Below are 23,685 nucleotides of genomic sequence, written 5' to 3'. Positions count from 1 at the left end.
AACGCGGAATAGAAACGGCCTAATCGCTCGCCCCGGAAGGCGCAACTGCACGGGCTTTCCACAGCACGCGCTTTTTGCCATCGTCCCGCGCATGACGACCGCCAATCCCTGGACCTATGCGAAAGGGCTCCACGAGCTGGGCAACGGCGCCTGGGCCTGGCTCCAGCCCGATGGCGGATGGGGCTGGTCCAATGCCGGGCTGATCGTCGATGGCGACCATTCGCTGCTCGTCGACACTTTGTTCGATGCGAAGATGACGCGAACGATGCTGGGCGCGATGCGGGATGCGACGGGCCTTGCCGCCGACGATATAGGCACGCTGGTCAACACCCATGCCAATGGCGATCACACCCATGGCAACGGGCTGTGCGGCTGCGCGGAGATAATCGCTTCGACGGCAAGCGCACGCGAGATGGAAGAGGTCAGCGCCGCCCGCCTTGCCGCGATGATGGCCGCCGCGCCGGACCTTGGGCATACCGGCGCTTATCTTACCGAGATATTCGGCGCTTTCGACTTTACCGATGTCGCAGAACGCGCGCCGACACGGACATTCTCGGGCGCGCTTTCGCTGGCTGTCGGCGACAAGGCGGTCGAGTTGATCGAGGTCGGCCCGGCGCACACGGCGGGAGACGTGCTCGTCCACGTGCCGGGCGACCGCATCGTCTATACCGGCGATATCCTGTTTATAGACGGCACGCCGATCATGTGGGCGGGGCCGGTGTCGAACTGGATCGCCGCCTGCGACCGCATCCTCGCCATGGATGTGGAGACGATCGTGCCGGGGCACGGCCCGATCACCGACAAGGCAGGCGTACGCAAGGTGCAGGATTATCTGTGCTATATCAACGGGGAGGCGCGCAAGCGGTTCGACGCGGGGCTCTCGGCGCGCGAGGCGGCGCACGATATCGCGCTGGGGGATTTTGCAAGCTGGATCGATGCCGAGCGGATCGCCGTCAATGTCGATACGCTTTACAGGGAGTATCGCGGCGACACATCGTCGCCCGATATTGTTGCGCTATTTGGCCTGATGGCCGAGTTGAAGCGCTAGCTTTCGACGTTGGAGCGCCAAGCGCGCGCAAGCTTTCTTACCCGCAGCTTCTTTTTCGGTGTCGCGTCGAGGATCTTGGCGCCGCCGAGAAACACCGCGCCGGTACAGCAAACCGCGAGCACCCAGCCGAACCGCCCAGGATACTGGATAAGGTAGAGCTGTGCCCGCGCCATCGCGCCGACCGCCAGCGCGTAGATGATGAGATAGGCTTCGAACCGGTTCTTGATGACAAAAAGACGGGCCATACGGCGGAGCAGCGGCATAACCATTTGTTAAGCAATTGCCGTGCCAACCCCGGATTTCCGCCGATTAGCCATTAAGCTTCATGGTAAATTGTAAATTAACCCGACACTCGGCGGGCAAGTGTCGGCGGCATCGTCAGATGAGTTCGGATAGCCCCAATGTTTCGTAGAGCGCGGCGCGGGCTTTCTCGATGGCGCTCCACAGTTCGGCGTTGCGAAGCTGCTCGGCGTCGATGCCTTCGGGCCATGTTTGGGCGATGGTTGTGGCGATGGCGTCGAGCTTGGCTTCGTCCATCAGGAAGTGCGGGTCGATATGTGCGGGATCGGCAAGCACGCGCAGGCGCAGGCAGGCCGGGCCGCCGCCATTGGCCATCGACTGGCGGACATCGACCGGGATTAGCTGGCGGATCGGCCCATTGCCCGCAATCATCTCTTCCAGCCAGCCCCAGACGCGTTCGCTCTCCTGCGCCTCGGTCGGCAGGATCAGCGCCATCCCCCCTTGCGGCAAGGTTACGAGCTGGGCGTTGAAAAGATAGGTGCGGATTGCCTCGGGGAGCGAAACCCGGTCGGCCGGAACCTCGACGATTTGCGCCTCGGGCATCTTGGCGGTGAGGTCCGCGAAGAACCCTTCACGGTCGGCAAAGGCCTGTTCGTGGCAGAAGAGGACGGTCTCGTTCGCCACAGCGACGACATCGTTGTGAAAAGCCCCGGCGGCGATCGCTTCGGGCGATTGCTGGACGAACAGCACGCGTTCGGGATCGAGCCTGTGGATTCGCGCGACGGCCTTGGAAGCCTGGACATGCTGACGGGCAGGGAAGGGAGCGCCGGTTTCGCCATAGACGAAGATTTCGAGGCCGGGCTCGCCATGCGCGCGGGTCAGCCGCATGAAATTGGCCGCGCCCTCGTCGCCGAAGGGCGCGGGTACCGGGTCGTGAACCTTGAAATAGCTATCGTCGGCAAAGGCGCAGCGCAGCTGGGCCAGCGTTTCAGGCCATTCGAGACTGCGATGAGGCATGGTGACGAGATTGGCCGGGGTGAGATGGCATTTGCCGTCCGCCGTATCTGGCGCGGGTGAGACGGTCGCCGCGTTCGCCGTCCACATGCACGAGGCCGACATGGCGTTGGCGAGCAGCGCGCTATCCGCCTCCTCGGGCGACGTTGCCAGTCGCTCCAGCCAGAGCCGGTTGGGCCGGCGCTGCGGCAGGAAGGCACCCTGCGCCAGACCGAGGCGCAGGTTCGCGCGCATCTTTTCCACGCCCTGCAGCGCCGCCGCGCGTGGCTGCGAAATCTTGCCGGCATTTTTCGACGAGGCGAGGTTGCCGAGACTGAGCCCTGCATAATTATGCGAGGGGCCGACAATGCCGTCGAAATTGATCTCGGTCAGCGCCATCGCGATGCCCTACCGCGCCACGTGCCGGACCTGCGCGCCAGGCTTGACCGAAAGGGTGTTTGCCGTTTCGGCGGGAATCGCGATTTCGCTTTCGCCGCGTTCGACGATATCGGTATAGGCGCAGCGGAATTCCTTGAGCGTTCCGGTGGCGACCAGCGATCGCGTGCCGTCCTGCGCATCGGTGCAGGCGATCCTGGCTTCGCGCGATTCGGCGACGCTCTTCACCTCGTCGATCTTCGCTTCCATGGTCGGTCCACCGTCGAAAATGTCGACATAATTGTTGAAGTGGAAGCCTTCCTTTTCGAGCATCCGCATTGCGGCGCGGCCCGACGGATGTGGCTTGCCGATCACCTGCCGGGCGGCCTCGGGGAGCATGTCCATATAGATGGGATGTTTCGGCATCAGGTCCGCGATGAACTGGTTGCCCTTTTTGGCGTTGAACTCGTCGGCCTCGTTGAAGCTCATGCCGAAGAATTTCCCGGCCAGCGCATCCCAGAAGGCCGAGCCGCCGGATTCGTCGATCACCCCGCGCAGCTCCGCGATCACCGTGTCGCCGAACCGTTCGCGATGCCCGGCGATGAAGAGATAGCGGCTGCGCGCGAGCAGCAGGCCGAGCCCGCCCGCGCGTTCGCCGGGATGGAGAAACAGCCCGCCGACTTCGGACGCGCCTTCATAATCGGTCGTCAGCGACAGGATCTGCGCGGAGAAGGTCCGGTCCAGCTCCTGACTGTACTGCGAATAGGTATTGATGCGATAGCTGTAGAAGGGCCAGCGCTTGCCGACCGCGGCAAATATCTGCGCGGTCCCGCGCACCTGCCCGGTTTCGGTGTTTTCGAGCGCGAGCAGGAACAGGTCGTTGGCGGACTCGCCGTCGGTTTTCGAAAAAGCCTCGTCCGAGCGTTCGAGCTTTTCCGTCAGCGCGGCGCGGTCCGGCGGCAGGTTGGTGAAGCCGCCGCCAGTCAGCTTCGCCATCTCGTAGAGCTGGTCGAGATCGTCCTTGCGCGCGGCGCGGACGATGAAGCGGTCGGGGGAGCTCATAAACTGCCTTTCTCGGCGAGGCGGAGGATGACGAGCGCCGAGAGCTGGGCGCGCTCGGCCAGGCTGTCAACGATCAGGAATTCGTCCGACGAATGGATCGCGCCGCCGCGCACGCCCATCGTATCGACGACGGGTACGCCGCAGGCCGCGATATTGTTGCCGTCGCATACGCCGCCCGTCGATTTCCAGGCGATATCGAAGCCGAGATCGGCGCCGCAGCTTTTGACGAGCCCGAACAGCTTTTCCGCGCCCGGATCGATCGGCTTTGGCGGACGGCCGAAACCGCCATGGATGTGGATATCGACCTCGCGCCGCGCGGCGATATCGGCAACCGCTTCATCGAGCAGGGCTTGCGCGCGTTGCTGGTCCTCCAGCGTTTCGGGCCGCATGTTGACGCGAAGCACGGCATGATCGGGCACGACATTGTTGGCGCCGCCGCCTTCAATCTTTGCCGGATTGACCTTGAGGCCGGGACCGATCGCGGCTTCGAGTTTCAGCGCCAGTTCGGCCGCGGCGAGCAGCGCGCTTCGGCCTTCCTCCGGATTGCGGCCGGCATGGGCGCTTTTCCCGGTGAAAACGATGGACCAGTTGCCGCTGCCGCCGCGCGCGCCGGCCAAGGTGCCGTCGGGCAGGGCGGGCTCATAGGTGAGGGCGGCGAGTTTCCCCTGCGCGGCCTGGGCCAGCAACGCAGCGGAGCCCGGCGACCCGATCTCCTCGTCCGAATTGATGACGACCTCATAACCGATGCGCCCGGCGAGCGGCGAAGCCTCGACAGCCTTCAGGGCCGCGAGCATCAGTGCGATGCAACCCTTCATATCGGTAACGCCGGGGCCGTTCAGCGTGGCATCGTCGATCCAGGTCAGTTCCTGAAACGGATGATCGACGGCGAACACGGTATCCATATGACCGGTGAGCAACAGTTGCACGGGCGCTTCGGGGCGCACTGTGAGATGAAGATTCTGCCCGGTTTCGCGCGCGATGACACTGCCATCGCCCTGCACGATTTCTCCCGGCACCGGGTTGCGCAGCGCGAGATCGCCGGGAAGCGCGGCAAAGGCGTCGGCAAGCTTGGCCGCGACCGCTTTCAGCCCGGCAAGGTTTGCCGATCCGCTGTTGATCGCCGCCCAGTCTATCGTTTGGTCGAGCATCGGCGCGGCGGCGGCCCTGTCGAGTGTTTCGGTTTCTTCGCGGGAAAGCGCATTCATGGCGTGCAGTCTTAGCCGCAGGATTTGCAGGCGTCACCGCCTTGCATCCACCAACGCGGGGCGGCATAGGGCGGTTGCTCCTCCCCGGCACATTCGAAACGGCGCCCCGCGCCACGCAGATCAGGGATTTTCCATGACCGATTATGTCGAACGGGCTGGCTTGCAGGTTGCTGCGATCCTTGCCGATTTTACGGAAAAGCAGGCTTTGCCGGGCCTCGGGATCGAATCCGCCAATTTCTGGCAGGGCGTCGCCGATATCTATGCGAAGTTCGCGCCGGAAAATCGCGCGCTGCTGGAAAAGCGGGAAACACTGCAGGCGAAGATCGACGATTGGCTCCGTGCACGGCAGGGCCAGCCGATCGACATGGCTGAATACAAGGCGTTTCTGAGCGAGATCGGCTATCTGGTGCCTGAGCCCGCGGCTTTTTCCATCGGCACCGGCAATGTCGACGACGAGGTTGCGCGGATCGCCGGGCCGCAGCTGGTCGTGCCGGTACTCAATGACCGGTTCGTGCTCAACGCCGCCAATGCCCGCTGGGGCAGCCTGTACGACGCGCTTTACGGCACCGATGCGCTGCCGGGCGCGGCGAAACCCGGCGGCTATGACGCGGAGCGCGGCGCGCAGGTGATTGCCGCGGCGCGCGATCTGCTCGACGAGGTCGTGCCGCTGGCAAGCGGAAGCTGGAAAGATTATGCGGGCGGCGATCCGGTGCTTGCCGACCCCGCGCAATTTATCGGTCGCAACGGGGAATCGCTGCTGCTGCGCCATAACGGCCTGCACATCGAAGTGGTGGTCGACCGCGAGCACCCGATCGGGCGCGGCGACAAGGCCGGCATCGCCGATGTCGTGCTCGAAAGCGCACTGACGACGATCGTCGATCTGGAAGATTCGGTGGCCGCCGTCGACGCGGAGGACAAGACGCTCGCCTATCGCCACTGGCTGGGCCTGATGCGCGGCGATCTCGAGGCTTCATTCGAAAAATCTGGTAAGACGATGACCCGCGCGCTGGAGGCCGACCGACGGTTTGCCGCCACGGATGGCACGGAGATCACACTGCCCGGCCGCAGCCTGTTGTTCGTGCGCAATGTCGGGCATCTGATGACGACCCCGGCGATCATGCTGCCGGGCGGCGGCGAGGCGCCCGAGGGTATTCTCGACGGTATCATGACCAGCATGATCGCGATGCACGACCTGAAGGGGCTGGGAAGGCACCGCAACAGCCGCGCGGGCTCCGTCTATATCGTGAAGCCCAAGATGCACGGGCCCGAAGAGGCCGGCTTCACCAACCGGCTGTTCGATGCGATCGAGGATATGCTCGGACTCGCCCGTTACACGGTCAAGGTTGGCGTGATGGACGAGGAACGGCGCACCTCCGCCAATCTTGCCGCCTGTATCGAAGCCGTGAAGGACCGGATCGTCTTCATTAATACCGGCTTTCTCGATCGCACAGGCGATGAAATCCACACCTCGATGCGTGCCGGCGCCATGCTGCGCAAGGCCGCGATGAAGGAAGCAGACTGGATCCAGGCCTATGAGGACCGCAATGTCCGCATCGGGCTGGCCGCCGGCTTTTCCGGCAAGGCGCAGATCGGCAAAGGCATGTGGCCGTCGCCGGACCTGATGGCCGACATGATGAAAGCCAAGATCGGCCATCCGATGAGCGGCGCCAACACCGCCTGGGTGCCGAGTCCGACCGCGGCGACCCTCCATGCCATCCATTATCACCGGGTCGACGTGTTCGCGCGGCAGGCCGAGCTTGCGGGCGAGGCCGTCCCCGCGCTCGACAAACTGCTGACCATTCCGCTCGCGCAGGGCACGAACTGGTCGCCCGAGGAAATCCGCGAGGAGCTCGACAACAACGCGCAAGGCATACTCGGCTATGTCGTGCGCTGGATCGATCAGGGAGTCGGCTGCTCGAAGGTGCCGGATATCCATGATGTCGGCCTGATGGAGGACCGCGCGACGCTGCGGATCAGCTCGCAGCATATGGCGAACTGGCTGCTTCACGGGGTTTGCTCTGAAGAGGAAGCGGACGCGGCGCTGGCGCGGATGGCCGAAAAGGTCGACGGGCAGAATGCGGGCGATCCGCTCTACACGCGGATGGCCGGCAATCCGGACAGCATCGCCTTCAAGGCGGCCCGCGCGCTTGTGTTTGAGGGCGTGACCCAGCCGTCCGGCTATACCGAGCCGTTGCTCCACGCCTTTCGGCGGCAGGTAAAGGGCAGCTAGAAGCCGTAAACCAGCGTCGCGCGAGTGAGCGTGTCGGTACCTTCGCGGCCGAAGGGCGGCGAGGTTTCATGTTGGACCACATAGGACAGGCGTGCCGACAGCGCGCCGATTAGCTGTGCTTCGAGCCCCGTTTCGGAGGTCAGCGTCGTGTCGCCGCTTTCGACCAGCACCGAAGCGCGTTCGCGTAGGGCGAAGCCATCGGCGATCTCCCAGCGATAATCGAGCGAGGCCAATGCGGCGAGCGATGAGTCGGTGCCGCCGCCGGTAAATTCGCTCTGCCGCCAGGCCGGGCCGGCGCGGAGGTCCAGAGTCATGTTCTCGGCATCGATCACGCGATAGCCGAGCCCGCCCGAAAGCGTATAGCGCGCCGAATAGCCCTGAAACCGGTCGCGTTCATATTGGGCGAGACCGTATGCGAAGAGCCGGTCGTCGAACTTATATTGGGGCTCGAGGGAAACGAGGAACTGCTCGCGTGTCGTTTGTCCGCCCGAACGCTGGAAATCGGCCCGGGCCCGGAAAGCGTGACGCCAGCGCAAGCCTTCGCGATCCAGCGCGATGCCGATCGCCACGTTCGTGCTGTCGCTATTGCCGGTCGATTGCGAAAAGCCGATCTCGCCTTCGCCGGACCAGCCTTCGAAGACGCTTTGTTCGCGCAGTTCTTGCGTCCGCACCGCTTCGCGATCGGCAGTATAGGCGGCAAGTAGCGCGTCGATCTCGGCCTCGTCGCCGGGATTGGTGCGCTTGGCCAGCGCGATCACCGTATCGATGGCGGCCGCATCGCCGTCTTCGAACGCCGCGTCGATCATCGCCCGTACCGGCTCGGGAAGCGCGGCATGAACGGATTGTGCGGCGGCGAGCGCCGCGACGAGCGCCGCGCTGCGGATCAGATATTGCATGAAATCCCCCGTAAGGTCGGTGTCAGAGGTCCAGATGCTCGGCGAATTCGGCCAGGATGTCCTCGTAGAGCGTGCGTTTGAACGCGATAATCAATTCGGGAAGATGCGCGGGATCGGCCCATTGCCATGACGAGAATTCGGGGTGCGCGGTCGCAATGTCGATATCCTTGTCCTCGCCCGTGAAGCGCGCAAGGAACCAGTGTTGCCGCTGGCCCCGATATTTCCCTTTCCAGATTTTTCCCAACAGTTCGTCGGGCAGGTCGTAAAACAGCTCGCGCGATGCGCGGGCGACAAGCGCGGTCTTGTCCCGGGTAACGCCGGTCTCTTCCTCGAGTTCCCGAAAGGCGGCATCTTCGGCTTCTTCGCCCTTGTCGATCCCGCCTTGGGGCATCTGCCAGGCGCCGATGCGCGCGTCGATCCGCTGGCCGACGAACACGCGGCCATCTGCGTTGAGCAGCATCACGCCCGCGCAGGGGCGGTAGGGGAGCGCTTCCCGGTCGATCATTGCAGCCGTGTCATTCGGCGGCGGCGGCCTGTTCCATTACCCGTTCGGCCTCGGCCTCGTTGATCACCGCTTTCAGCGCGGTCAGGCAACCAGCGATATCGCCGCGTGAGGACGGCACGGCTTTCGCCATGTTGACGAAGCCATGGACGTTGCCCTTGGCCTCGCGGAACACCGTCGGCACGCCCCCGGCGATCAGCTTGGCGGCATAGGCGCGGCCTTGGTCGCGCAGCGGATCGAGGCCCGCGGTGACGAGCACCGTCGGCGGCATGCCGTGCGCATCCTGCAGCATCGGGCTCGCGCGCCAGTCCGTATTATCGGCCGCATAGTGGGACATGAACCAGCCCATCGTATCGGTTTCGAGGAAATAGCCGACCGCGAATTCCTCCATCGATCCGCTGTCCGCGTCCATGTCGGTGGCCGGATAGATCGGCCATTGCGCGATCACCGGCGCGTCGGCCGGTTCATCCCGCAGGGCCAGCCCGACGACGAGCGTGAGATTGCCTCCGGCGCTGTCGCCCGCCGTCACCAGCCCGGTGACATTGAGGCCGAGTTCGGACGGGCTCGAGGCGACCCAGCGCGCGGCGGCGATGCAATCCTCGGGCGCGGCGGGGAAGGGGCATTCCGGCCCCATCCGATAGTCGACGGCGATCACCGGCAGGTCTAGCTGCCGTGCCATTTCGCCGCAAATCCCGTCATGGCTATCGAGATCGCCGATCACGAATCCGCCGCCATGGAAAAAGACCACCGCCGGGCCGGGTTCGCGGCTCGATTGCGCGTCGTAATAGCGTAGCGGCACATCGCCTGCGGGGCCAGGAAAGCTGAGATCGCGCTTGATCGCGAGTTCGCCGGCATCGACATCCGCGATCTGCACCATCGCGCCCATCATCCCGCGCGCGACTTCCGGCTCCACCTCATGGGTTTTCGGGCCTTCCTGCGCGGCGAGCAGGCTGAGGAACATTTTCACATCGGGGCGGACATAGGGCTCGGTAGGCTCGGTCATCGGGTATCCTTCCTTGCGGCTTTGCGGCGTCTGCGCGCCATTTCAGTCTGTCATAACAACTGATTTTCGGCTGTGCCAGCCTGCAGCGCGGCCGGGAGCGCGCAAAGCGTTGCTCCACACCTTGCCATATTTTCTACTTTGTTCCCGCGCGCCGCTGTGCATAGGATAAAAGAAAACCTCATTCAGCGGGACGATAATGGCCAGCGCGGCACAGACTATAGAACGCAACAAGCCCGAGGATTCGGGCAACGTCGTCGTACGGTTCGCCGGCGACAGCGGAGACGGCATGCAGCTTACCGGCGGGCAGTTTACCCTGTCGACGGCGTTGGCCGGCAACGATCTTGCGACCTTCCCTGATTTTCCCGCCGAAATTCGGGCGCCGCAGGGCACGCTGTTCGGCGTTTCGGCTTTCCAGATCAATTTCGGCAGCCGCGCGATCCGCACCGCGGGCGATGCGCCCGACGTGCTCGTGGCGATGAACCCGGCGGCGCTCAAGACCAATCTCGCCGATCTCGTCGAGGGCGGGCTGATAATCGCCGATAGCGGATCCTTTTCGGACCGGAATCTTTCCAAGGCGGGCTATGACGAAAACCCGCTGGAGGACGGCAGCCTCGCCAAATGGCAGCTGCTTTCGCTCGATATGTCGCAGATGACGCTGGATGCCGTGAAGCCGTTCGGGCTCGGCAACAAGGAAGCGCTGCGCTGCAAGAATATGTGGACCCTGGGGCTGGCGCTCTGGCTGTTCGACCGCTCTCGCCAGCCTATCGTCGACTGGCTCAACGCCAAATTCGCGAAGAATCCGGTGATCGCCGAAGCCAATATCGCCGCGCTCAATGCGGGACACGCCTATGGCGAGACGGCCGAACTCGGCGTCGGCTTCGCGCCGCGCTCGCTGGACGCGGCGCCCGCCGCACCGGGGCTCTACCGCACGATCACCGGCGCCGAGGCGATTTCGCTCGGCCTGGTCGCGGGCGCCAAGCTGGCCAAGCTGCCGATGTTCTTCGGCGGTTATCCGATCACGCCGGCTAGCGCGATACTCCACCATCTTTCGCGGCTCAAGCAGTTCGGCGTCACCACCTTCCAGGCCGAAGACGAAATCGCCGCCATCGGCGCGGCGATCGGTGCCTCCTATGCCGGCTCGCTCGGCGTCACCTCCTCCTCCGGCCCCGGCATCGCGCTGAAGGGCGAGGCGATGGGGCTGGCCTTTATCACGGAACTGCCGCTCGTAATCGTCAATTCGCAGCGCGGCGGCCCCTCGACGGGCTTGCCGACCAAGACCGAACAGTCGGACCTTTATCAAGCGGTGTACGGCCGCAACGGCGATGCGCCGCTGCCTGTCATCGCGGTGCGTTCGCCGTCGGATGCGTTTGAATGCGCGATCGAGGCCTGCCGGATCGCGACCCGCTTCATGACGCCGGTAATGTTGCTGACCGATGGCTATATCGCGAATGCCGCCGAGCCGTGGAAAATTCCCGATGTCTCCGATTTCGACGAATTCCCGGTCGAATTCTACACCGCTGCGCCGGGCGAAGGCGAGAAGTTCAATCCCTATCAGCGAGACGAGAAACTCGCGCGGCCCTGGGTGAAACCGGGCACGCCGGGCCTGATGCACCGCATCGGCGGCATCGAGAAATCCTCAAGCAGCGGCAATATCGATTATTCGCCGGCCAACCATCAGGCGATGACCGATATCCGCGCGCAGAAGGTGCTGAACGTCGCCGACGATATTCCCGATCAGGAGATCGAGCTCGGCGATGCCACCGATACGCTCGCGCTGGTGGGTTGGGGTTCAACCTATGGGCCGATCCACCAGGCCGTGAACCGCGCCCGTGAAAAGGGGCAGAGCGTCGCCCAAATCCATATCCGCCATATCTGGCCGCTGCCGAAGAATCTGGGCGAGTTGCTCAAGGGCTTCGACAAGATCCTCGTGCCGGAAATGAACAAGGGGCAGCTCAAGACCGTGCTGCGCGATCAATATCTGGTCGACGCGCAACCCCTGAACAAGGTTTCCGGCCAGCCCTTCCGCATTCGCGAGATCGAGGCGGCCATTGATGAGGCGCTCGATGGATAAGCCGAAAAGCGTTTTGCCGCTGCTCGGCGCGTTGGTCGTGGTCGGCGCCGTGATTTACATGCTTTGGGCCCAGTAAGGAGGGCGCTATGAACGATATGACTCCCGTCGAAACGACGCTCAAGGATTGGGAAACCGATCAGGAGGTCCGCTGGTGCCCGGGTTGCGGCGACTATGCGATCCTGAAGGCCGTGCAGCGCACGATGCCCGATCTCGGCGCCGATCCCGCGAACACCGTGTTCATCTCCGGCATCGGCTGCTCGTCGCGTTTTCCCTATTATATGGAAACCTACGGCTTCCACACGATCCACGGCCGCGCGCCGACGGTGGCTACGGGCGTGAAGCTCGCCAATCCGGATCTCGACGTCTGGATCGTCACTGGCGACGGCGACGGCCTTTCGATCGGCGGCAACCACACCATGCACGTGCTGCGCCGCAATCTCGATTGCCAGATCCTGCTTTTCAACAACGAGATTTACGGCCTGACCAAGGGCCAGTACTCGCCGACATCGCGTTCAGGCACGCGCAGCCCCTCGACGCCCTTCGGCTCGGTGGACCGCCCGATCAGCCCGTGCGCCTTCGCACTCGGCTCCGGCGCGCGTTTCATCGCGCGCGGCATCGATGTGCACAAAAATCTCGGCAACACCTTCAAGGAAGCCCATGCCCATCGCGGCGCAAGCTTCATCGAAATCTTCCAGAACTGCATCGTCTACAATGAAGACGTGTTCGAGGATTTCGTGAACAAGAAGACCGCGCCCGAGACGCAGGTCTGGGCCGTGCATGGCGAGCCGCTGCTGTTTGCGAACGGCGAGAAGGGGCTGGCGCTCGACGCGGACACGCTCGAGCTCAAGGTTGTCAAGGTGATTGATCGCGATTGGCAGGGCGCGGGCGTGATGATCCACGACCAGACCAACCGCAGCCTCGCGATGCTGCTTGTCCAGATGCCGTTCGGCGAATTCCCGATGGCGCTCGGAACGCTCTACAACGATCCCGCGCCGACCTTCGACGCCGCCGTGATGGCGCAAAATGCCGCGGCCTCGGAAGGCAAGGACGCGAACCTTCAAGCGCTGATCTCACAGGGCCAGACCTGGACGGTGGAGTAGCGTCATCCGCCAACCGGTTGCCCTGAGCTTGTCGAAGGGCTGTCTTTTTCTTTGGGTCGGCGAAAAGAAAGTGCAGGGCTTCGACAAGCTCAGGCCGAACGGGATATTTCTGACCCCCCGCATGTTATCGAATCCGTATGACTGATCCTGCCATCGTCTGGTTTCGTCGCGACCTGCGCCTGTCCGACCAGGCGGCGCTGGCCGCTGCCGCTTCTGACGGCCCCGTCATCCCCGTCTATATCCTCGACGACGACACACCGAAGCATCGCAAGATGGGCGCCGCGTCGCGCTGGTGGCTGCACCAATCGCTGCAAAGTCTCGACGCAAGCTTGGGCGCCAAGGGTTTGCGGCTGATCCTGCGGCGCGGCGAAAGTGCAGCAATGCTTGCCGATATTGTGCGCACAACGGGCGCAGCATCGATCCACGCTCTGCGGCATTATGAGCCCTGGTGGCGCAATGCCGAGCGCGCGGTGCGTGAAGAATTGGGCGAGGATTGCCCGCTCGAACTCCATGACGGCAACTATCTGATGCCGCCGGGTTCGGTGACGACGGGGCAGGGCGAGCCCTACAAGATCTACACGCCTTTCTGGCGGGCGCTGAACGAGCATATGCCGCCGCCCGAACCCTCGCGCACGCCGCAGAAAATTGCTGCTCCGGAGCGCTGGCCCGACAGCGACGATCTTGGCGGCTGGGATTTGCTGCCGACCCAGCCCAACTGGGCGACGGGCTTCGCGGAAGCCTGGACGCCGGGCGAGGCGGGCGCGCGGGTCAAAGTCGATGCCTTTATCGACGAGGCTACGGGCTATGACGCATCCCGCAACCTCCCCTCCATCGAGGGCACATCGCGCCTGTCGCCGCATCTCCATTTCGGGGAGGTTTCACCCTCCACTGTTTGGCACCGGGTGACCGGGCGGGGCCGCGATGTGACGACCTTCTGCAAGGAAATCGCCTGGCGCGATTATGCCCAGAACGCGGTCCTGCAATTTCCCCAATACGGTGCCGAAAGCTATCGCGAACAGTTTGCGGATTTCCCCTGGCGCGATGCGCCGGAGGAGCTGGCGTGCTGGCAGCGCGGCGAAACCGGCTACCCGATCGTCGACGCGGGGATGCGCGAGCTTTGGGCGACAGGCTGGATGCACAACCGCGTACGGATGATCGCCGCGAGCTTCCTTGTGAAACATCTGCTGATCGACTGGCGCGAGGGCGAGCGCTGGTTCTGGGATACGCTGGTCGATGCCGATTACGGATCGAACGCCACCAATTGGCAATGGGTGGCGGGAACCGGCGTCGATTCCAATATGTTCGTCCGCATCATGGCGCCGCTCAGCCAATCCGAAAAATTCGACGCCGGCGACTATATCCGCAAATGGGTGCCCGAACTCGCCGATCTCGACGATCCCTATGTCCACGATCCCGAGGACCATGGCTGCAAGCCCGGCGATTACCCAGCAAAAATCATCGGCCATCGCGAAGCGCGGCAGCGGGCGCTGGACGCCTATGCCGAGATAAAGGGCTAATCGCGTCGCAATTCTTGCCCCCCGACCCGGTTTTCGGCAATAAACCGGCGCGAAGGGACGCAAGGGAACGCAATGGCCAGCAATCCATCATCGCGGGGCGAGCATCTGCTCAAGGCCGATCGTGGATTCTCGACGGGATCGACATGGATTTCGCGGCTGTTCGCGCCCGGCTTTCACAAGCTGCTCGATCATATCCATCGCGGGCTCGCCGCCGGCAGCCTGGAGGCGAAACTGCCCGACGGGCGCACGCGGCTGCTGGGCGGCCATGCGCCGGGAGTCGAGGCGAAGGTGGAGCTGAAAAGCTGGCGGCCGCTGGTGCGGCTGATGACCTCAGGCTCGGTGGGCTGGTATCGCGGCTGGGCCGACGGAGAATGGGTAAGCCCCGATCCGCCCAAGCTGTTCGAACTGTTCGTCATCAACCGCCGCACGCTCGGCAATGTCGGGCGTGCCAAGGGCGTGTCCCGCTGGCGCAACCTGCTCGCCCATTCGAAGCGCGCCAACACCCGTGCCAATGCCCGGCGCAATATCGAGGCGCATTACGATCTCGGCAATGATTTCTACGCGCCCTGGCTCGATGACACGATGACCTATTCGAGCGCGATCTTCGCGAAGCCCTTTTCGGCGGACGAAGCGCTGGAAGACGCGCAGCGCAAGAAGGTGCGCGCGCTGCTCGACCGGCTCAACCTGAAGCCCGGCGACAAGCTGCTGGAAGTCGGCTGCGGTTGGGGCGGGCTGATGGAGATCGCCGCGAAAGACTATGGCGCGGAGGTCACCGGCATCACCCTGTCGCGCGAACAGAAGGCCTTTACCGAAGAGCGGCTTGCGAAGGCCGGGCTGACCGACAAGACCAAGGTCGAACTGGTCGACTATCGCGATGTTCGCGGCACGTTCGATGCGATCGCCAGCGTCGAGATGGTCGAGGCGGTGGGGCAGGAATTCTGGCCGGCCTATCTCCAGTCGATCGCGGCGCGGCTGAAGCGGGGCGGCAAGGCGGCCATCCAGCTGATCTCGCTCGATAGCGAAACCTTCGATGCCTATGCGGCGAGCGCCGATTTCATCCAGACGTACATCTTTCCCGGCGGGATGCTGATCGACGAACAGCGCTTTGCTGCTATCGGCCGCGAGGCCGGGCTCGCCTGGGAAGACCGGAAGGGCTTCAACCTCCATTATGCCGAAACGCTGCGGCGCTGGCGTGACCGCTACGAAAGCGCGATTGCGGAGAACCGTCTGCCGCAGGGGTTCGACGAGCGGTTCCACAATCTCTGGCGCTATTACCTCATGTATTGCGAGGGCGGTTTCCGCGCCGGAGGCATAGACGTTGCGCAGGTTACGCTGCGAAGGACATGACGCCCGCAAAAAGCGGCGCGCAAGGATAGGGGACAAGGGCATGAGGAACGGTTTTGGTGTGGCCGGGATTGCCGCTTTGGCGCTCGCCTGCTCGGCCTTTGGGTTCGCGTCGCCGGCCATGGCGCAAACCATGGTCTATCAGATCGACGCGCCGGCCCGAGCGCCCGCCGCCGAAGCACCTGCCGCCGAAGCACCTGCCGCCGAGGCTACCGAAATCCCGGCCGATCTCAACATCCTGTTCTGGACGCAGGACCAGCGCGACTATGCGTTCCGCCGGATGGAGGAACTGGCCCCGGCCCGGGTCGTCGCGCATGGCGATCATGTGCTGACGCTGGGGCAGGGCGGTCCGCTCGATGTCTCGGTGGAGGTCGAGGGCGAAAGCTGGGACGTGGACGCCTATATGGCGGACCAGCGCGCGGCGAGCCTGATCGTCGTCCAGAACGGCGAGGTGCGGCTCGAACGCTATGCGCTGGGCGCCGACGCCGATACCCGCTGGACCAGCTTCTCGGTCGCGAAATCGCTGACCTCGACCCTGGTCGGCGCGGCGATCGAGGACGGATATATCGATTCGCTGAATGCCCCGGTGACGCAATATATCCCGGAGCTTGCGGGCAGCGGCTATGACGGCGTCACCATCGCCCAGCTGCTCACCATGACATCGGGGGTGCGCTGGAACGAGGATTATACCGATCCGAATTCGGACGTCGCCTTGTTCAACAACGTGACGCCCGAACCGGGCATCGACCCCATCGTCACTTATATGCGGACTTTGGAAAGCGAGGCCGAGCCCGGCACGCGCTGGCAGTATAATACCGGCGAGACCAATTTGATCGGCGTGCTCGTCGCCAATGCGACCGGGCGGACGCTATCGGAATATCTCTCCGAAAAGATCTGGCGGCCCTTCGGCATGGAGCATGACGCGGTGTGGATGCTCAACGCGGGCGGGCGGGAGATTGGCGGCTGCTGCATCTCGGCGACGGCGCGGGACTATGCCCGTTTCGGCATGTTCGTGCTGACCGGCGGCAACGGCGTGGTGCCGGACGGATGGTTCGGGCTGGCGGGCAGCAGGCAGGCCGATATCGGCGCGCCGGGCCGCGGCTATGGCTATCAATGGTGGACCTTCGACGATGGCAGCTTCGCCGCGCAGGGCATTTTCGGCCAGGGCATCTTTATCGATCATTCGCGGGGCCTCGTCATCGCGAGCAACGGCGACTGGACGACCGCAACCAGCCAGGCGATGGGCGCGCGCCGGATCGCCTTCTACCGGGCGGTGCAGGCGACAATCGATGCGGAGGCGGAATAACGGGCAGCCGGCAGCGGCCCCGCGCCCGGAATGCCGGCGAGAAAAGCGCTCGAAATCGCCGTGAAATCGGCCTTGCGGCGCTATCTACAACGGTTCGCCGCACGATGCGCTCGAATGGCCCCAATCGCCTGTGCGGCTATGGGAACTCTTCATATGCCAAGATGGTTAGCGTGAACATTCAACAATGCCGAGGCGATCGGCCGCCGTGTGGGTATCGGAGGTCCGATTTGCCGGAAAGCAGGGGTATCGGGGGCCGGGCATAGCGCCATGGCCCCGGTCGACCGAAATTTCGTTACCGTGCGGGGTTGGTTTTGGGGGATTGAAGGAGAATTAAAGTGGGTATTGTTTCCAGAAGGCCGACGGCCTTTTTGCTGGCCGCCACGCTGGCCGGATCGGTGTCGGGCGGCCTTTTCGCGCAGCAGCCGATCGAGGACGAGAATTCGATCTACGTCTATGGATCGCCGCCGGCCGATCTGACCGGACTGACCGAGGGCCCCGATATCGAAGGCTTCATTTCCGCGCGCAGCGATGACGGAATGCAGGTGACGACCGCCGATGGCGGCAACACGACCGTGCTCATTTCCGAAGCCACCGAAATCCGGGCGCGCGGCGGCTTTCTCGGCCTCGGCCGCACGGCGCTTGGCGCGGACTCGCTGCTCAACGGCCTGCCCGTCACGGTGGAGACCGTGGAATGGGGCGGCGGCCTGGTGGCGAGCGCGATCCGGTTCAGCAATAACGATCTCGAGACCGCGACCATGATCCGCACCGGCACCGCCCAGGGCTTTGCCGAACAGACCGCCGCGACCGAGGCGCTGCGCGGCCGCGTCGGCGATATCGACCAGTATAATATCCGCGGCACGACCAACGTCTATTTCGATACCGGCCGGTGGCGGCTTTCGCCCGAGGCGGAGCGGGATCTGTGCGCCGCGGCCGCCGAAGCCGATGCGATGGACAACGCCCTGCTGCTGGTCGTCGGCTACACCGATTCGGTGGGAGACCAGGAGTATAACCAGGTGCTGAGCGAGCGGCGGGCCGGCCGCGTCGTCAATTATCTCCAGCAGAATTGCAGCTGGGCGCCCTATCGGATGCTTACCCCCACAGGGATGGCCGAAGCGGACCCGCAGGCCGACAATTCGACCGCCCAGGGTCGCGCGCAAAACCGGCGCGTTTCTGTGAATATCCTCGTCAGCAAGGCCGTCGACGGGCTGTAAGATGCACCCGGGGTGGGCGACCCTGCCCACCCCGGCACTACGGCCTGAAAGGACGGGGCATGGGCGACCAGTTCACCGGCGGCTGTCTGTGTGGCGATATCCGGATCGCGGCGTCGGGCCCTCCTAACCGCGTCGGCCTGTGCCACTGTATGGAATGCCGCAAACATCACGGCGCGCTGTTCCACGCCTCCGCGATATTTCCCGAAGATGCGGTAACCGTCGAGGGTGAAACGCGCGATTATGCCGGGCGGTTCTTCTGCCCCCGCTGCGGTTCCTCGGTCTTTTCGCGCAGCGCGGACGAAATCGAAGTGCATCTGGGCTCGCTGGACACGCCGGACCGGCTGATGCCGACTTACGAACTATGGACCGTCCGCCGCGAGTCCTGGCTGCCGGAGTTTTCGCTCGCGCAGCGCTATGAACGCGATCGCGATGCCACGGATCGCTCCGAGGAATAGGCCGGTATCCGCTGCGAATGGCGGAAGTCCTTTTGTCGGGCGGTTGAGACGCGGTGGATGCAGCGAGGCAAAGCTTCGCTGCCGCCAGCATTGAATTTCCGGGCCGATATCGCCTTATGCGCCGGGAGTCGCATTCGCCAACCCGGACAGGTCCGGAAGGAAGCAGCCGCAACGATTTCGCCGCGGTCGTTCCGGCTCCCACTCCAAACCATCGCCGAACAGCCGGCCACGCCGCCCCGATATGGGTAGATGTAGTACATCCGCTTTCCTATGGCGCGGCCGCGCTCCCGCCACGCGATTGACAGTTTAGCTGATACCAAGATACCCTTGACCTCCGGCGGTCAGCGACAAGCGCGGCGCCACAGGAGGGGAGCGGGAGCATGGCCAACCGGCGCGAGGAAGAGCGAAACGGCCGGGGCGCGCTGCGCCTGTCCATTGCCCTGATTGTTGCCCTGTGTGTGGTCGCCTGGCTCGCCTTTGGTGCTGCGGCCCCGGCCCGCACGGCGACCGGCGAGGATCCCGCCTATCGGGTCGATCCCCGCTGGCCAGTCTTGCCGCAGGGCTGGCTGCTCGGCGATGTGCCCGGCGTCAGCGTGGATCGGCACGATCATGTCTGGGTGTTGCACCGTCCGCGCACGCTGCGCGCAGTCGATACTTTGGCCGATGACGATCCGCCGACCGCCCATTGCTGCGCCGCGGCACCGCCGGTGCTGGAAATCGATACCTCGGGCCAGGTCCTCCGCAGCTGGGGTGGACCGGGGGAAGTCGAGGGCTGGTTCGAAACCGAACATTCGATCTTCGTCGATGCTGAGGATTTCGTCTGGGTTGTCGGCTCTGGCGCGCGTGACGGGCAGGTGATGAAATTCACCATGGACGGCGAACTGTTGCTGCGGATCGGCGGGCAGGGCGATTTTATCGCGCCCGACGATCCGGCGATGCTGGGCCGCCCGACCGATATCTATGTCGATACAGGGCGCCGCGAAGTCTTCGTCTCGGACGGCTATCGCAACCGGCGCGTGATCGTGTTCGATGCCGATACGGGCGCGTTCCTGCGCCAGTGGACGGCGTTCGGGCGGGCGGTCGATCCGGCTTTTGTCGCGGGCGTGGACGGCGATGGCGATATCGAGAATTTCGCGATCGTCCATTGCGTGACGATGATCGAAGGCGAGGTTCATGTCTGCGACCGCACCAATAGCCGCGTCCAGGTGTTCACGCCGGCGGGCGAATTCCTGCGCGAGCTGTTCTTCAACCGCAGCATGGCCGGGGCGCAGGGCGGCGTTTGGGATGCCGCGCCGGTACCGGGCCGGCCCGGTCTTGTCTTCGTGCTCGACGGGATCAACAGTGAGATCGCGCTGCTGGACCGCCGCAGCGGCGATGTCGTTGCCAGTCATCGGAGCAAGGGCCGCTATGCGGGGCAGATGCACTGGCCCCACCAGCTCGCCGCCGACAGCGCGGGCAACGTCTATGTCGCCGAGGTCGGCGGCTCCCAACGTATCCAGCGCTTCGTGCCGCAGGGCGTATCGCCGGCCGGGGGCGGCGCGGCGACCTTCGTGACCGAAGCGGAGATCGCCCGCACGCTGGAGGCCATGCCGTTCGGCGACCGCAATATCCGCGTCGTCGATATCGGCCATGAGAATTTCGCGATCGGCTTCGTGCATCGCGGGCGGACGGTGAACGGCGTCGCCGAGAACCGCCCGGCCTATGAGGGCCCGCCGCCCGGATCATGCGGGTTGGCGGAAGATATCCTGCCCCAGGGCGGGCGCCGCGCGGGCATCGTCCACTATGCCCAGACCGAGGGCTATTATGTTACCTCCGGCGGCGGAACGATGTTCACCGGCGGTTACCTCGTCAATGGCCGGGAATATCCGCAGGTCCATCTCAACGGCCCGACCTGTATCGGCACGGCCTATGACGTGACCGTGCGGAGCGTGGAGGCGGGCGATGTCGTGGTCGTCCCGGCGGGCGTCGTCCATGGCTGGATCGATGTACCCGATCATGTCGACTATATCAGCTTCCGCCCCTCGCCGGGGATATTGGAGGCGGGTTGGGTTCATCCGGCCATCGGCGAGCCGATGACGACCGGGGAATGAGCCTGCGGCGCTATTGTCGCCTTATGTCATAGTCGATTCTGATGCCCACCCAGGTGCCGACCATCGATCGGCCGCCGATCCGGGGCGGGCGCACGCGGAACTGCCAGGCCGCCGCCAGCACCGATCGGCCGATATTCGATCCGCGCGGATATTCGTCGACCAGCACGCAATCCTCGACCCGGTACTCGGCCACCGTGCGGCAGGCGATCAGGCCCCAGCCCGGTCCGCGCGATGTCGAGAGATAGCCGGCGAGTTCGCCATTGGTCGGCTCGCGATACCAGGCGGCGGCGTAGAGCGGCTCGCCGTTCGGGCCCGAACCGCCCATGCGCGGCGTATCGGCGGGCACGGCGGGGGGCGGCGGGCCGACCGGCGCGCTGGGAGTCGCGGGGCGCCGCGAGGGAATTGTGGCGATGTCGGTGTCGGCCATCTGCCGGCGCGTAAAGGGCAGTAGGGCAGGGGGAACGCGCTCGGGCGGCGCGGCGTCGGGCTGTGGCTGCGGCAGCGCCTCTTCGGGCTGGGTGGGCTGCGCGCCTTGCGCACTGGGTTCGGGAGGGGCGTTGTCCGGCTCCGGATTGGGATTGAGGGCGAACCGCGTTATCCGCGTCACGGTTTCTTCGACCGGCGGGTTCGACTGGTTGAGGGTCAGCAGGAATAACAGCAGCAAGGCTTCGACAAGAATTGCGAGGGCGAAGCCCGTCGCGCGCCGCCCCAGCCCGACGCGAAGCCGTTCGGGCATATAAGGGGAAACGGCGCGGATCGGGTGGAACACGAAAATCTCGACTCCGGCGACCGGGCCGATCCGGGCCAGTCTTGCGATGGGATTAAGAAGGCGCAGTCTGACCCTGTGCGGCCCTGCGCCTGAATGTCGGCTTACAGAAACCGCGCGGGACCGCAAGATCGCCGTGCCGGCCGGGGCGATCAACCTTGGGCAGGGCTGACCTTCCCGGCCTGGCTGGCTTCGGCTCAGATCTGGTTCATGCCGCCATCGACGAAAAGCTCGATGCCGTTGATGAAGCTGGCGTCCTCGGAGGCAAGGAAGAGGACCGCATGGGCGACCTCTTCGGGCTGGCCGATCCGGCCGGCGGGGACCGATCCGATCAGATACTCCTTCGTCGCTTCGGCGTCTGCCCCGCCGCCAAACAGGTGGTTGAGGCCTGCTGTTTCCGTCAGGCCAGGGCTCACCGCATTTACGCGGATGCGGCGATCCTTGAGGTCGAGGATCCAGTTGCGGGCAAAATTGCGGACCGCCGCCTTGGTGGCCGAATAGACGCTGAAATTCTCCGTACCGGCGCTGGCCGTGGTGGACGCGGTCAGGACGATCGAAGCGCCGTCGCGCAGCATGGGAAGCGCCTTTTGCACGGTGAAGAGCACGCCCTTCACATTGGTATCGAATGTCCGCTGATAATGGTCTTCGGTGATCGCGCCGAGCGGCAAGAGCTCGCCGCCGCCGGCATTGGCGAAAAGCACGTCGATCTGCGCATGCGCCTGCTGCACCGCGTCATACAGCCGGTCGATATCGGCGAGATTGGCCATGTCGCCGCGCACGCCGGTCACATTGCCGCCGATGGCCTTCACCGCGGCGTCCAGCGCTTCCTGGCGCCGCCCGGTGACGAACACTGCCGCGCCCTGTGCCGCGAACGCCTTTGCGGTCGCAAGTCCGATGCCGCTCGTGCCGCCGGTTACCACCACAACCTTGTTATCAAACTTGCTCATTGTCTGTCTCCTCGATGTGTCGGCAAGACTGTCTTGCCGCTTTCAAAGGAAATGATCCCGAAACGATCTGGCGTGTAGATACCAAGTTTGATATCTATCGTTCTAAATATGGAACGCTTATGAAGGCCGATCTGAACGACTTTGCCTATTTTGCCGAGGTCGTGACCCATGGCGGGTTTGCGGCAGCGGGCCGGGCGCTGCGCGAGCCCAAGTCCAAGCTCAGCCGCCGCATCGCGAGGCTAGAGGACCGTCTCGGGCTGCGGCTGATCGAACGAACCAGCCGCCGCTTTCGTGTCACCGATGTGGGCCAGGCCTTTTACGAGAGGTGCCGGACGATCCAGCTGGAAGCCGAGCAAGCCGAGGCGCTGGTGACGCAGGCGCAGTCCGAACCCCAGGGACTTGTTCGTTTCAGTTGCCCGACCGGGATGATCGAGGTGATCTCGGATCTGATCGGGACGTTTCTCGAGCGCTATCCGAAGATGCGCCTGCAGTTGATCGCGACCGATCGGCCCGTGGACCTGATCGGCGAGCGGATCGACCTTGCCTTGCGGGTCCGCGTCGCGCTGACCAGCGATGCCGAACTCACCATGCGCTCTCTTGGAAGCTCTACGCGGATTCTCATCGCGAATCCGGCAATGGCGCATCGGCTCCGCGATCCGGACCAACTGGCACAGCTTCCAACGCTGGCGACCGACGACGCGGACGCCGAGACGGAATGGCATCTGGAAACCGAGGCTGGTCAGACACACACGCTTCGTCATGAAGCGCGCCTAGGCTGTGGCGATATGGCTGCGGTGCGCGAAGCGGCGATCGCCGGCCTCGGCGTGGCGCTGTTGCCGTACCATGTCTGCCTTCAAGCTTTGAACCAAGGGCGCCTCGTCCGGGCGCTACCCGACTGGCGGGGTCAGAAAGGCCTGGTGCACCTGGTTTTCACGACTCGGCGCGGATTGCCTCCAGCCGTCCGCGCCCTGATCGACCACCTCGCGGCGGGGTTCCCGCGCGATGTTTTGGATGCCCCCGCAGCCTGAAGTCCCTCGTTCCGCGTGCCGACGCGGTTTTAAAAGTCCGAACCGTCGCCATTGTTGACGATCAACAGGTCGTCGCCGTCCTGACCTTTGTCGGTGCCGCCGCCATAGACTGTGTTGTTGATGACGCGATGGAAGGGCACGGCGGCATCGACGCTCGGATTGATGCTATCGCGAATGAACTTCACGCTGCCGTCGGCACCGCCGGCGACCTGGTCGAGTTCTTCGGTGCTGAGCGTTTCGGTGGATTTCTTGGTCATTTCGATCATCTCCGGATTGTCTCCGGGCATCGGGATAGG

21 protein-coding genes and 1 other RNA gene are annotated in these 23,685 nt (G+C 64.3%); 12 read left to right on the top strand and 10 right to left on the bottom strand.

The genetic code is table 11. The annotated features are described in order from the left end of the window. Window positions 1-91: 91 nt before the first annotated feature. Window positions 92-1,048 (top strand): MBL fold metallo-hydrolase, encoded by a 957-nt coding sequence (locus tag H6P80_RS10280; RefSeq protein ID WP_221892986.1) that lies wholly within the window; start codon window positions 92-94, stop codon window positions 1,046-1,048. On the opposite strand, the gene H6P80_RS10275 is transcribed toward H6P80_RS10280, so the two are convergent. The 4 genes from H6P80_RS10275 to H6P80_RS10260 all read right to left on the bottom strand — a co-directional run bounded on the left by H6P80_RS10275 (window position 1,045) and on the right by H6P80_RS10260 (window position 4,923). After that, entirely contained in the window at window positions 1,045-1,293 is a 249-nt protein-coding gene (locus H6P80_RS10275) for a hypothetical protein (RefSeq protein WP_407947241.1), read from the bottom strand. The two genes, H6P80_RS10280 and H6P80_RS10275, sit on opposite strands and share 4 nt — an antisense overlap. A 133-nt stretch (window positions 1,294-1,426) precedes the next feature. Next, a complete protein-coding gene (locus H6P80_RS10270; RefSeq protein ID WP_185801298.1) occupies window positions 1,427-2,680 on the bottom strand; it encodes an N-succinylarginine dihydrolase in 1,254 nt (417 codons plus the stop codon). Window positions 2,681-2,689: 9 nt separating this feature from the next. Next, complete coding sequence (locus H6P80_RS10265) at window positions 2,690-3,718, bottom strand: arginine N-succinyltransferase (RefSeq protein ID WP_185801297.1); 1,029 nt, start codon at window positions 3,716-3,718, stop codon at window positions 2,690-2,692. Continuing rightward, window positions 3,715-4,923, bottom strand: a complete 1,209-nt coding sequence (locus H6P80_RS10260; RefSeq protein WP_185801296.1) for a hydrolase — start codon at window positions 4,921-4,923, stop codon at window positions 3,715-3,717. The genes H6P80_RS10265 and H6P80_RS10260 overlap by 4 nt, the downstream gene beginning before the upstream one ends. Before the next feature lie 133 nt (window positions 4,924-5,056). Here H6P80_RS10260 and H6P80_RS10255 point away from each other — a divergent pair, with 133 nt between their 5' ends. Then, window positions 5,057-7,153: a malate synthase G gene (locus H6P80_RS10255; protein WP_185801295.1), complete on the top strand. Its 2,097-nt coding sequence runs from the start codon at window positions 5,057-5,059 to the stop codon at window positions 7,151-7,153. On the opposite strand, the gene H6P80_RS10250 is transcribed toward H6P80_RS10255, so the two are convergent. The 3 genes from H6P80_RS10250 to H6P80_RS10240 are packed head-to-tail and all read right to left on the bottom strand — an operon-like array spanning window position 7,150 to window position 9,554. Beyond that, complete coding sequence (locus H6P80_RS10250; RefSeq protein WP_185801294.1) at window positions 7,150-8,049, bottom strand: DUF481 domain-containing protein; 900 nt, start codon at window positions 8,047-8,049, stop codon at window positions 7,150-7,152. The two genes, H6P80_RS10255 and H6P80_RS10250, sit on opposite strands and share 4 nt — an antisense overlap. Before the next feature lie 22 nt (window positions 8,050-8,071). Beyond that, window positions 8,072-8,554 carry an RNA pyrophosphohydrolase gene (locus H6P80_RS10245; RefSeq protein ID WP_185801293.1) on the bottom strand — a complete coding sequence of 161 codons (483 nt, stop codon included), beginning with the start codon at window positions 8,552-8,554 and terminating at the stop codon, window positions 8,072-8,074. Between the two features lie 10 nt (window positions 8,555-8,564). Continuing rightward, a complete protein-coding gene (locus tag H6P80_RS10240; RefSeq protein WP_185801292.1) occupies window positions 8,565-9,554 on the bottom strand; it encodes an alpha/beta hydrolase in 990 nt (329 codons plus the stop codon). A gap of 196 nt (window positions 9,555-9,750) precedes the next feature. Between H6P80_RS10240 and H6P80_RS10235 the strand changes: the two genes are divergently transcribed. From H6P80_RS10235 to H6P80_RS10195, 9 genes are all read left to right on the top strand, one after another. Next, entirely contained in the window at window positions 9,751-11,625 is a 1,875-nt protein-coding gene (locus tag H6P80_RS10235; protein WP_185801291.1) for a 2-oxoacid:acceptor oxidoreductase subunit alpha, read from the top strand. 86 nt (window positions 11,626-11,711) lie between these two features. Further along, the gene (locus tag H6P80_RS10230) at window positions 11,712-12,725 is read left to right on the top strand and encodes a 2-oxoacid:ferredoxin oxidoreductase subunit beta (protein WP_185801290.1); all 1,014 of its coding nucleotides are present in this window, start codon (window positions 11,712-11,714) and stop codon (window positions 12,723-12,725) included. 137 nt (window positions 12,726-12,862) lie between these two features. Beyond that, on the top strand, window positions 12,863-14,242 hold the full coding sequence (locus tag H6P80_RS10225; protein WP_185801289.1) for a cryptochrome/photolyase family protein: 1,380 nt from the start codon (window positions 12,863-12,865) through the stop codon (window positions 14,240-14,242). 72 nt (window positions 14,243-14,314) lie between these two features. Further along, window positions 14,315-15,589: an SAM-dependent methyltransferase gene (locus tag H6P80_RS10220; RefSeq protein ID WP_185801288.1), complete on the top strand. Its 1,275-nt coding sequence runs from the start codon at window positions 14,315-14,317 to the stop codon at window positions 15,587-15,589. 40 nt (window positions 15,590-15,629) lie between these two features. Beyond that, the gene (locus tag H6P80_RS10215) at window positions 15,630-16,892 is read left to right on the top strand and encodes a serine hydrolase domain-containing protein (protein WP_185801287.1); all 1,263 of its coding nucleotides are present in this window, start codon (window positions 15,630-15,632) and stop codon (window positions 16,890-16,892) included. Between the two features lie 335 nt (window positions 16,893-17,227). Then, on the top strand, window positions 17,228-18,103 hold the full coding sequence (locus H6P80_RS10210; RefSeq protein WP_185801286.1) for an OmpA family protein: 876 nt from the start codon (window positions 17,228-17,230) through the stop codon (window positions 18,101-18,103). Between the two features lie 59 nt (window positions 18,104-18,162). Continuing rightward, entirely contained in the window at window positions 18,163-18,558 is a 396-nt protein-coding gene (locus tag H6P80_RS10205; protein ID WP_185801285.1) for a GFA family protein, read from the top strand. Window positions 18,559-18,675: 117 nt separating this feature from the next. Then, window positions 18,676-18,760: signal recognition particle sRNA small type (ffs, locus tag H6P80_RS10200), an RNA gene on the top strand. Between the two features lie 178 nt (window positions 18,761-18,938). Continuing rightward, window positions 18,939-20,648 (top strand): NHL repeat-containing protein, encoded by a 1,710-nt coding sequence (locus H6P80_RS10195; protein ID WP_185801284.1) that lies wholly within the window; start codon window positions 18,939-18,941, stop codon window positions 20,646-20,648. Window positions 20,649-20,658: 10 nt separating this feature from the next. Here H6P80_RS10195 and H6P80_RS10190 read toward each other — a convergent pair whose 3' ends face one another. Continuing rightward, window positions 20,659-21,417 (bottom strand): hypothetical protein, encoded by a 759-nt coding sequence (locus H6P80_RS10190; protein ID WP_185801283.1) that lies wholly within the window; start codon window positions 21,415-21,417, stop codon window positions 20,659-20,661. A gap of 194 nt (window positions 21,418-21,611) precedes the next feature. Beyond that, window positions 21,612-22,361 (bottom strand): SDR family NAD(P)-dependent oxidoreductase, encoded by a 750-nt coding sequence (locus tag H6P80_RS10185; RefSeq protein WP_185801282.1) that lies wholly within the window; start codon window positions 22,359-22,361, stop codon window positions 21,612-21,614. A gap of 119 nt (window positions 22,362-22,480) precedes the next feature. Here H6P80_RS10185 and H6P80_RS10180 point away from each other — a divergent pair, with 119 nt between their 5' ends. Continuing rightward, window positions 22,481-23,389, top strand: coding sequence for a LysR substrate-binding domain-containing protein (locus tag H6P80_RS10180; protein ID WP_185801281.1), 909 nt, complete (start codon window positions 22,481-22,483; stop codon window positions 23,387-23,389). Window positions 23,390-23,418: 29 nt separating this feature from the next. Here H6P80_RS10180 and H6P80_RS10175 read toward each other — a convergent pair whose 3' ends face one another. Further along, the gene (locus tag H6P80_RS10175) at window positions 23,419-23,646 is read right to left on the bottom strand and encodes a hypothetical protein (RefSeq protein WP_185801280.1); all 228 of its coding nucleotides are present in this window, start codon (window positions 23,644-23,646) and stop codon (window positions 23,419-23,421) included. Between the last annotated feature and the right edge of the window lie 39 nt (window positions 23,647-23,685).

Origin of the sequence: Parasphingopyxis marina (assembly GCF_014237875.1) — a bacterium.
GTDB lineage: Bacteria > Pseudomonadota > Alphaproteobacteria > Sphingomonadales > Sphingomonadaceae > Parasphingopyxis > Parasphingopyxis marina.
Note: the sequence above shows the minus strand (reverse complement) of the source record. Positions and strands in the feature narration are given on the sequence as shown.

What these genes read in the sequence shown, in the direction of transcription:
- H6P80_RS10280 (WP_221892986.1), top strand. Translation starts at nt 92, where the DNA reads ATGACGACCGCCAATCCCTGGACCTATGCGAAAGGGCTCCACGAGCTG.
- H6P80_RS10275 (WP_407947241.1), bottom strand. Translation starts at nt 1,293, where the DNA reads ATGGCCCGTCTTTTTGTCATCAAGAACCGGTTCGAAGCCTATCTCATC.
- H6P80_RS10270 (WP_185801298.1), bottom strand. Translation starts at nt 2,680, where the DNA reads ATGGCGCTGACCGAGATCAATTTCGACGGCATTGTCGGCCCCTCGCAT.
- H6P80_RS10265 (WP_185801297.1), bottom strand. Translation starts at nt 3,718, where the DNA reads ATGAGCTCCCCCGACCGCTTCATCGTCCGCGCCGCGCGCAAGGACGAT.
- H6P80_RS10260 (WP_185801296.1), bottom strand. Translation starts at nt 4,923, where the DNA reads ATGAATGCGCTTTCCCGCGAAGAAACCGAAACACTCGACAGGGCCGCC.
- H6P80_RS10255 (WP_185801295.1), top strand. Translation starts at nt 5,057, where the DNA reads ATGACCGATTATGTCGAACGGGCTGGCTTGCAGGTTGCTGCGATCCTT.
- H6P80_RS10250 (WP_185801294.1), bottom strand. Translation starts at nt 8,049, where the DNA reads ATGCAATATCTGATCCGCAGCGCGGCGCTCGTCGCGGCGCTCGCCGCC.
- H6P80_RS10245 (WP_185801293.1), bottom strand. Translation starts at nt 8,554, where the DNA reads ATGATCGACCGGGAAGCGCTCCCCTACCGCCCCTGCGCGGGCGTGATG.
- H6P80_RS10240 (WP_185801292.1), bottom strand. Translation starts at nt 9,554, where the DNA reads ATGACCGAGCCTACCGAGCCCTATGTCCGCCCCGATGTGAAAATGTTC.
- H6P80_RS10235 (WP_185801291.1), top strand. Translation starts at nt 9,751, where the DNA reads ATGGCCAGCGCGGCACAGACTATAGAACGCAACAAGCCCGAGGATTCG.
- H6P80_RS10230 (WP_185801290.1), top strand. Translation starts at nt 11,712, where the DNA reads ATGAACGATATGACTCCCGTCGAAACGACGCTCAAGGATTGGGAAACC.
- H6P80_RS10225 (WP_185801289.1), top strand. Translation starts at nt 12,863, where the DNA reads ATGACTGATCCTGCCATCGTCTGGTTTCGTCGCGACCTGCGCCTGTCC.
- H6P80_RS10220 (WP_185801288.1), top strand. Translation starts at nt 14,315, where the DNA reads ATGGCCAGCAATCCATCATCGCGGGGCGAGCATCTGCTCAAGGCCGAT.
- H6P80_RS10215 (WP_185801287.1), top strand. Translation starts at nt 15,630, where the DNA reads ATGAGGAACGGTTTTGGTGTGGCCGGGATTGCCGCTTTGGCGCTCGCC.
- H6P80_RS10205 (WP_185801285.1), top strand. Translation starts at nt 18,163, where the DNA reads ATGGGCGACCAGTTCACCGGCGGCTGTCTGTGTGGCGATATCCGGATC.
- H6P80_RS10195 (WP_185801284.1), top strand. Translation starts at nt 18,939, where the DNA reads ATGGCCAACCGGCGCGAGGAAGAGCGAAACGGCCGGGGCGCGCTGCGC.
- H6P80_RS10185 (WP_185801282.1), bottom strand. Translation starts at nt 22,361, where the DNA reads ATGAGCAAGTTTGATAACAAGGTTGTGGTGGTAACCGGCGGCACGAGC.
- H6P80_RS10180 (WP_185801281.1), top strand. Translation starts at nt 22,481, where the DNA reads ATGAAGGCCGATCTGAACGACTTTGCCTATTTTGCCGAGGTCGTGACC.
- H6P80_RS10175 (WP_185801280.1), bottom strand. Translation starts at nt 23,646, where the DNA reads ATGACCAAGAAATCCACCGAAACGCTCAGCACCGAAGAACTCGACCAG.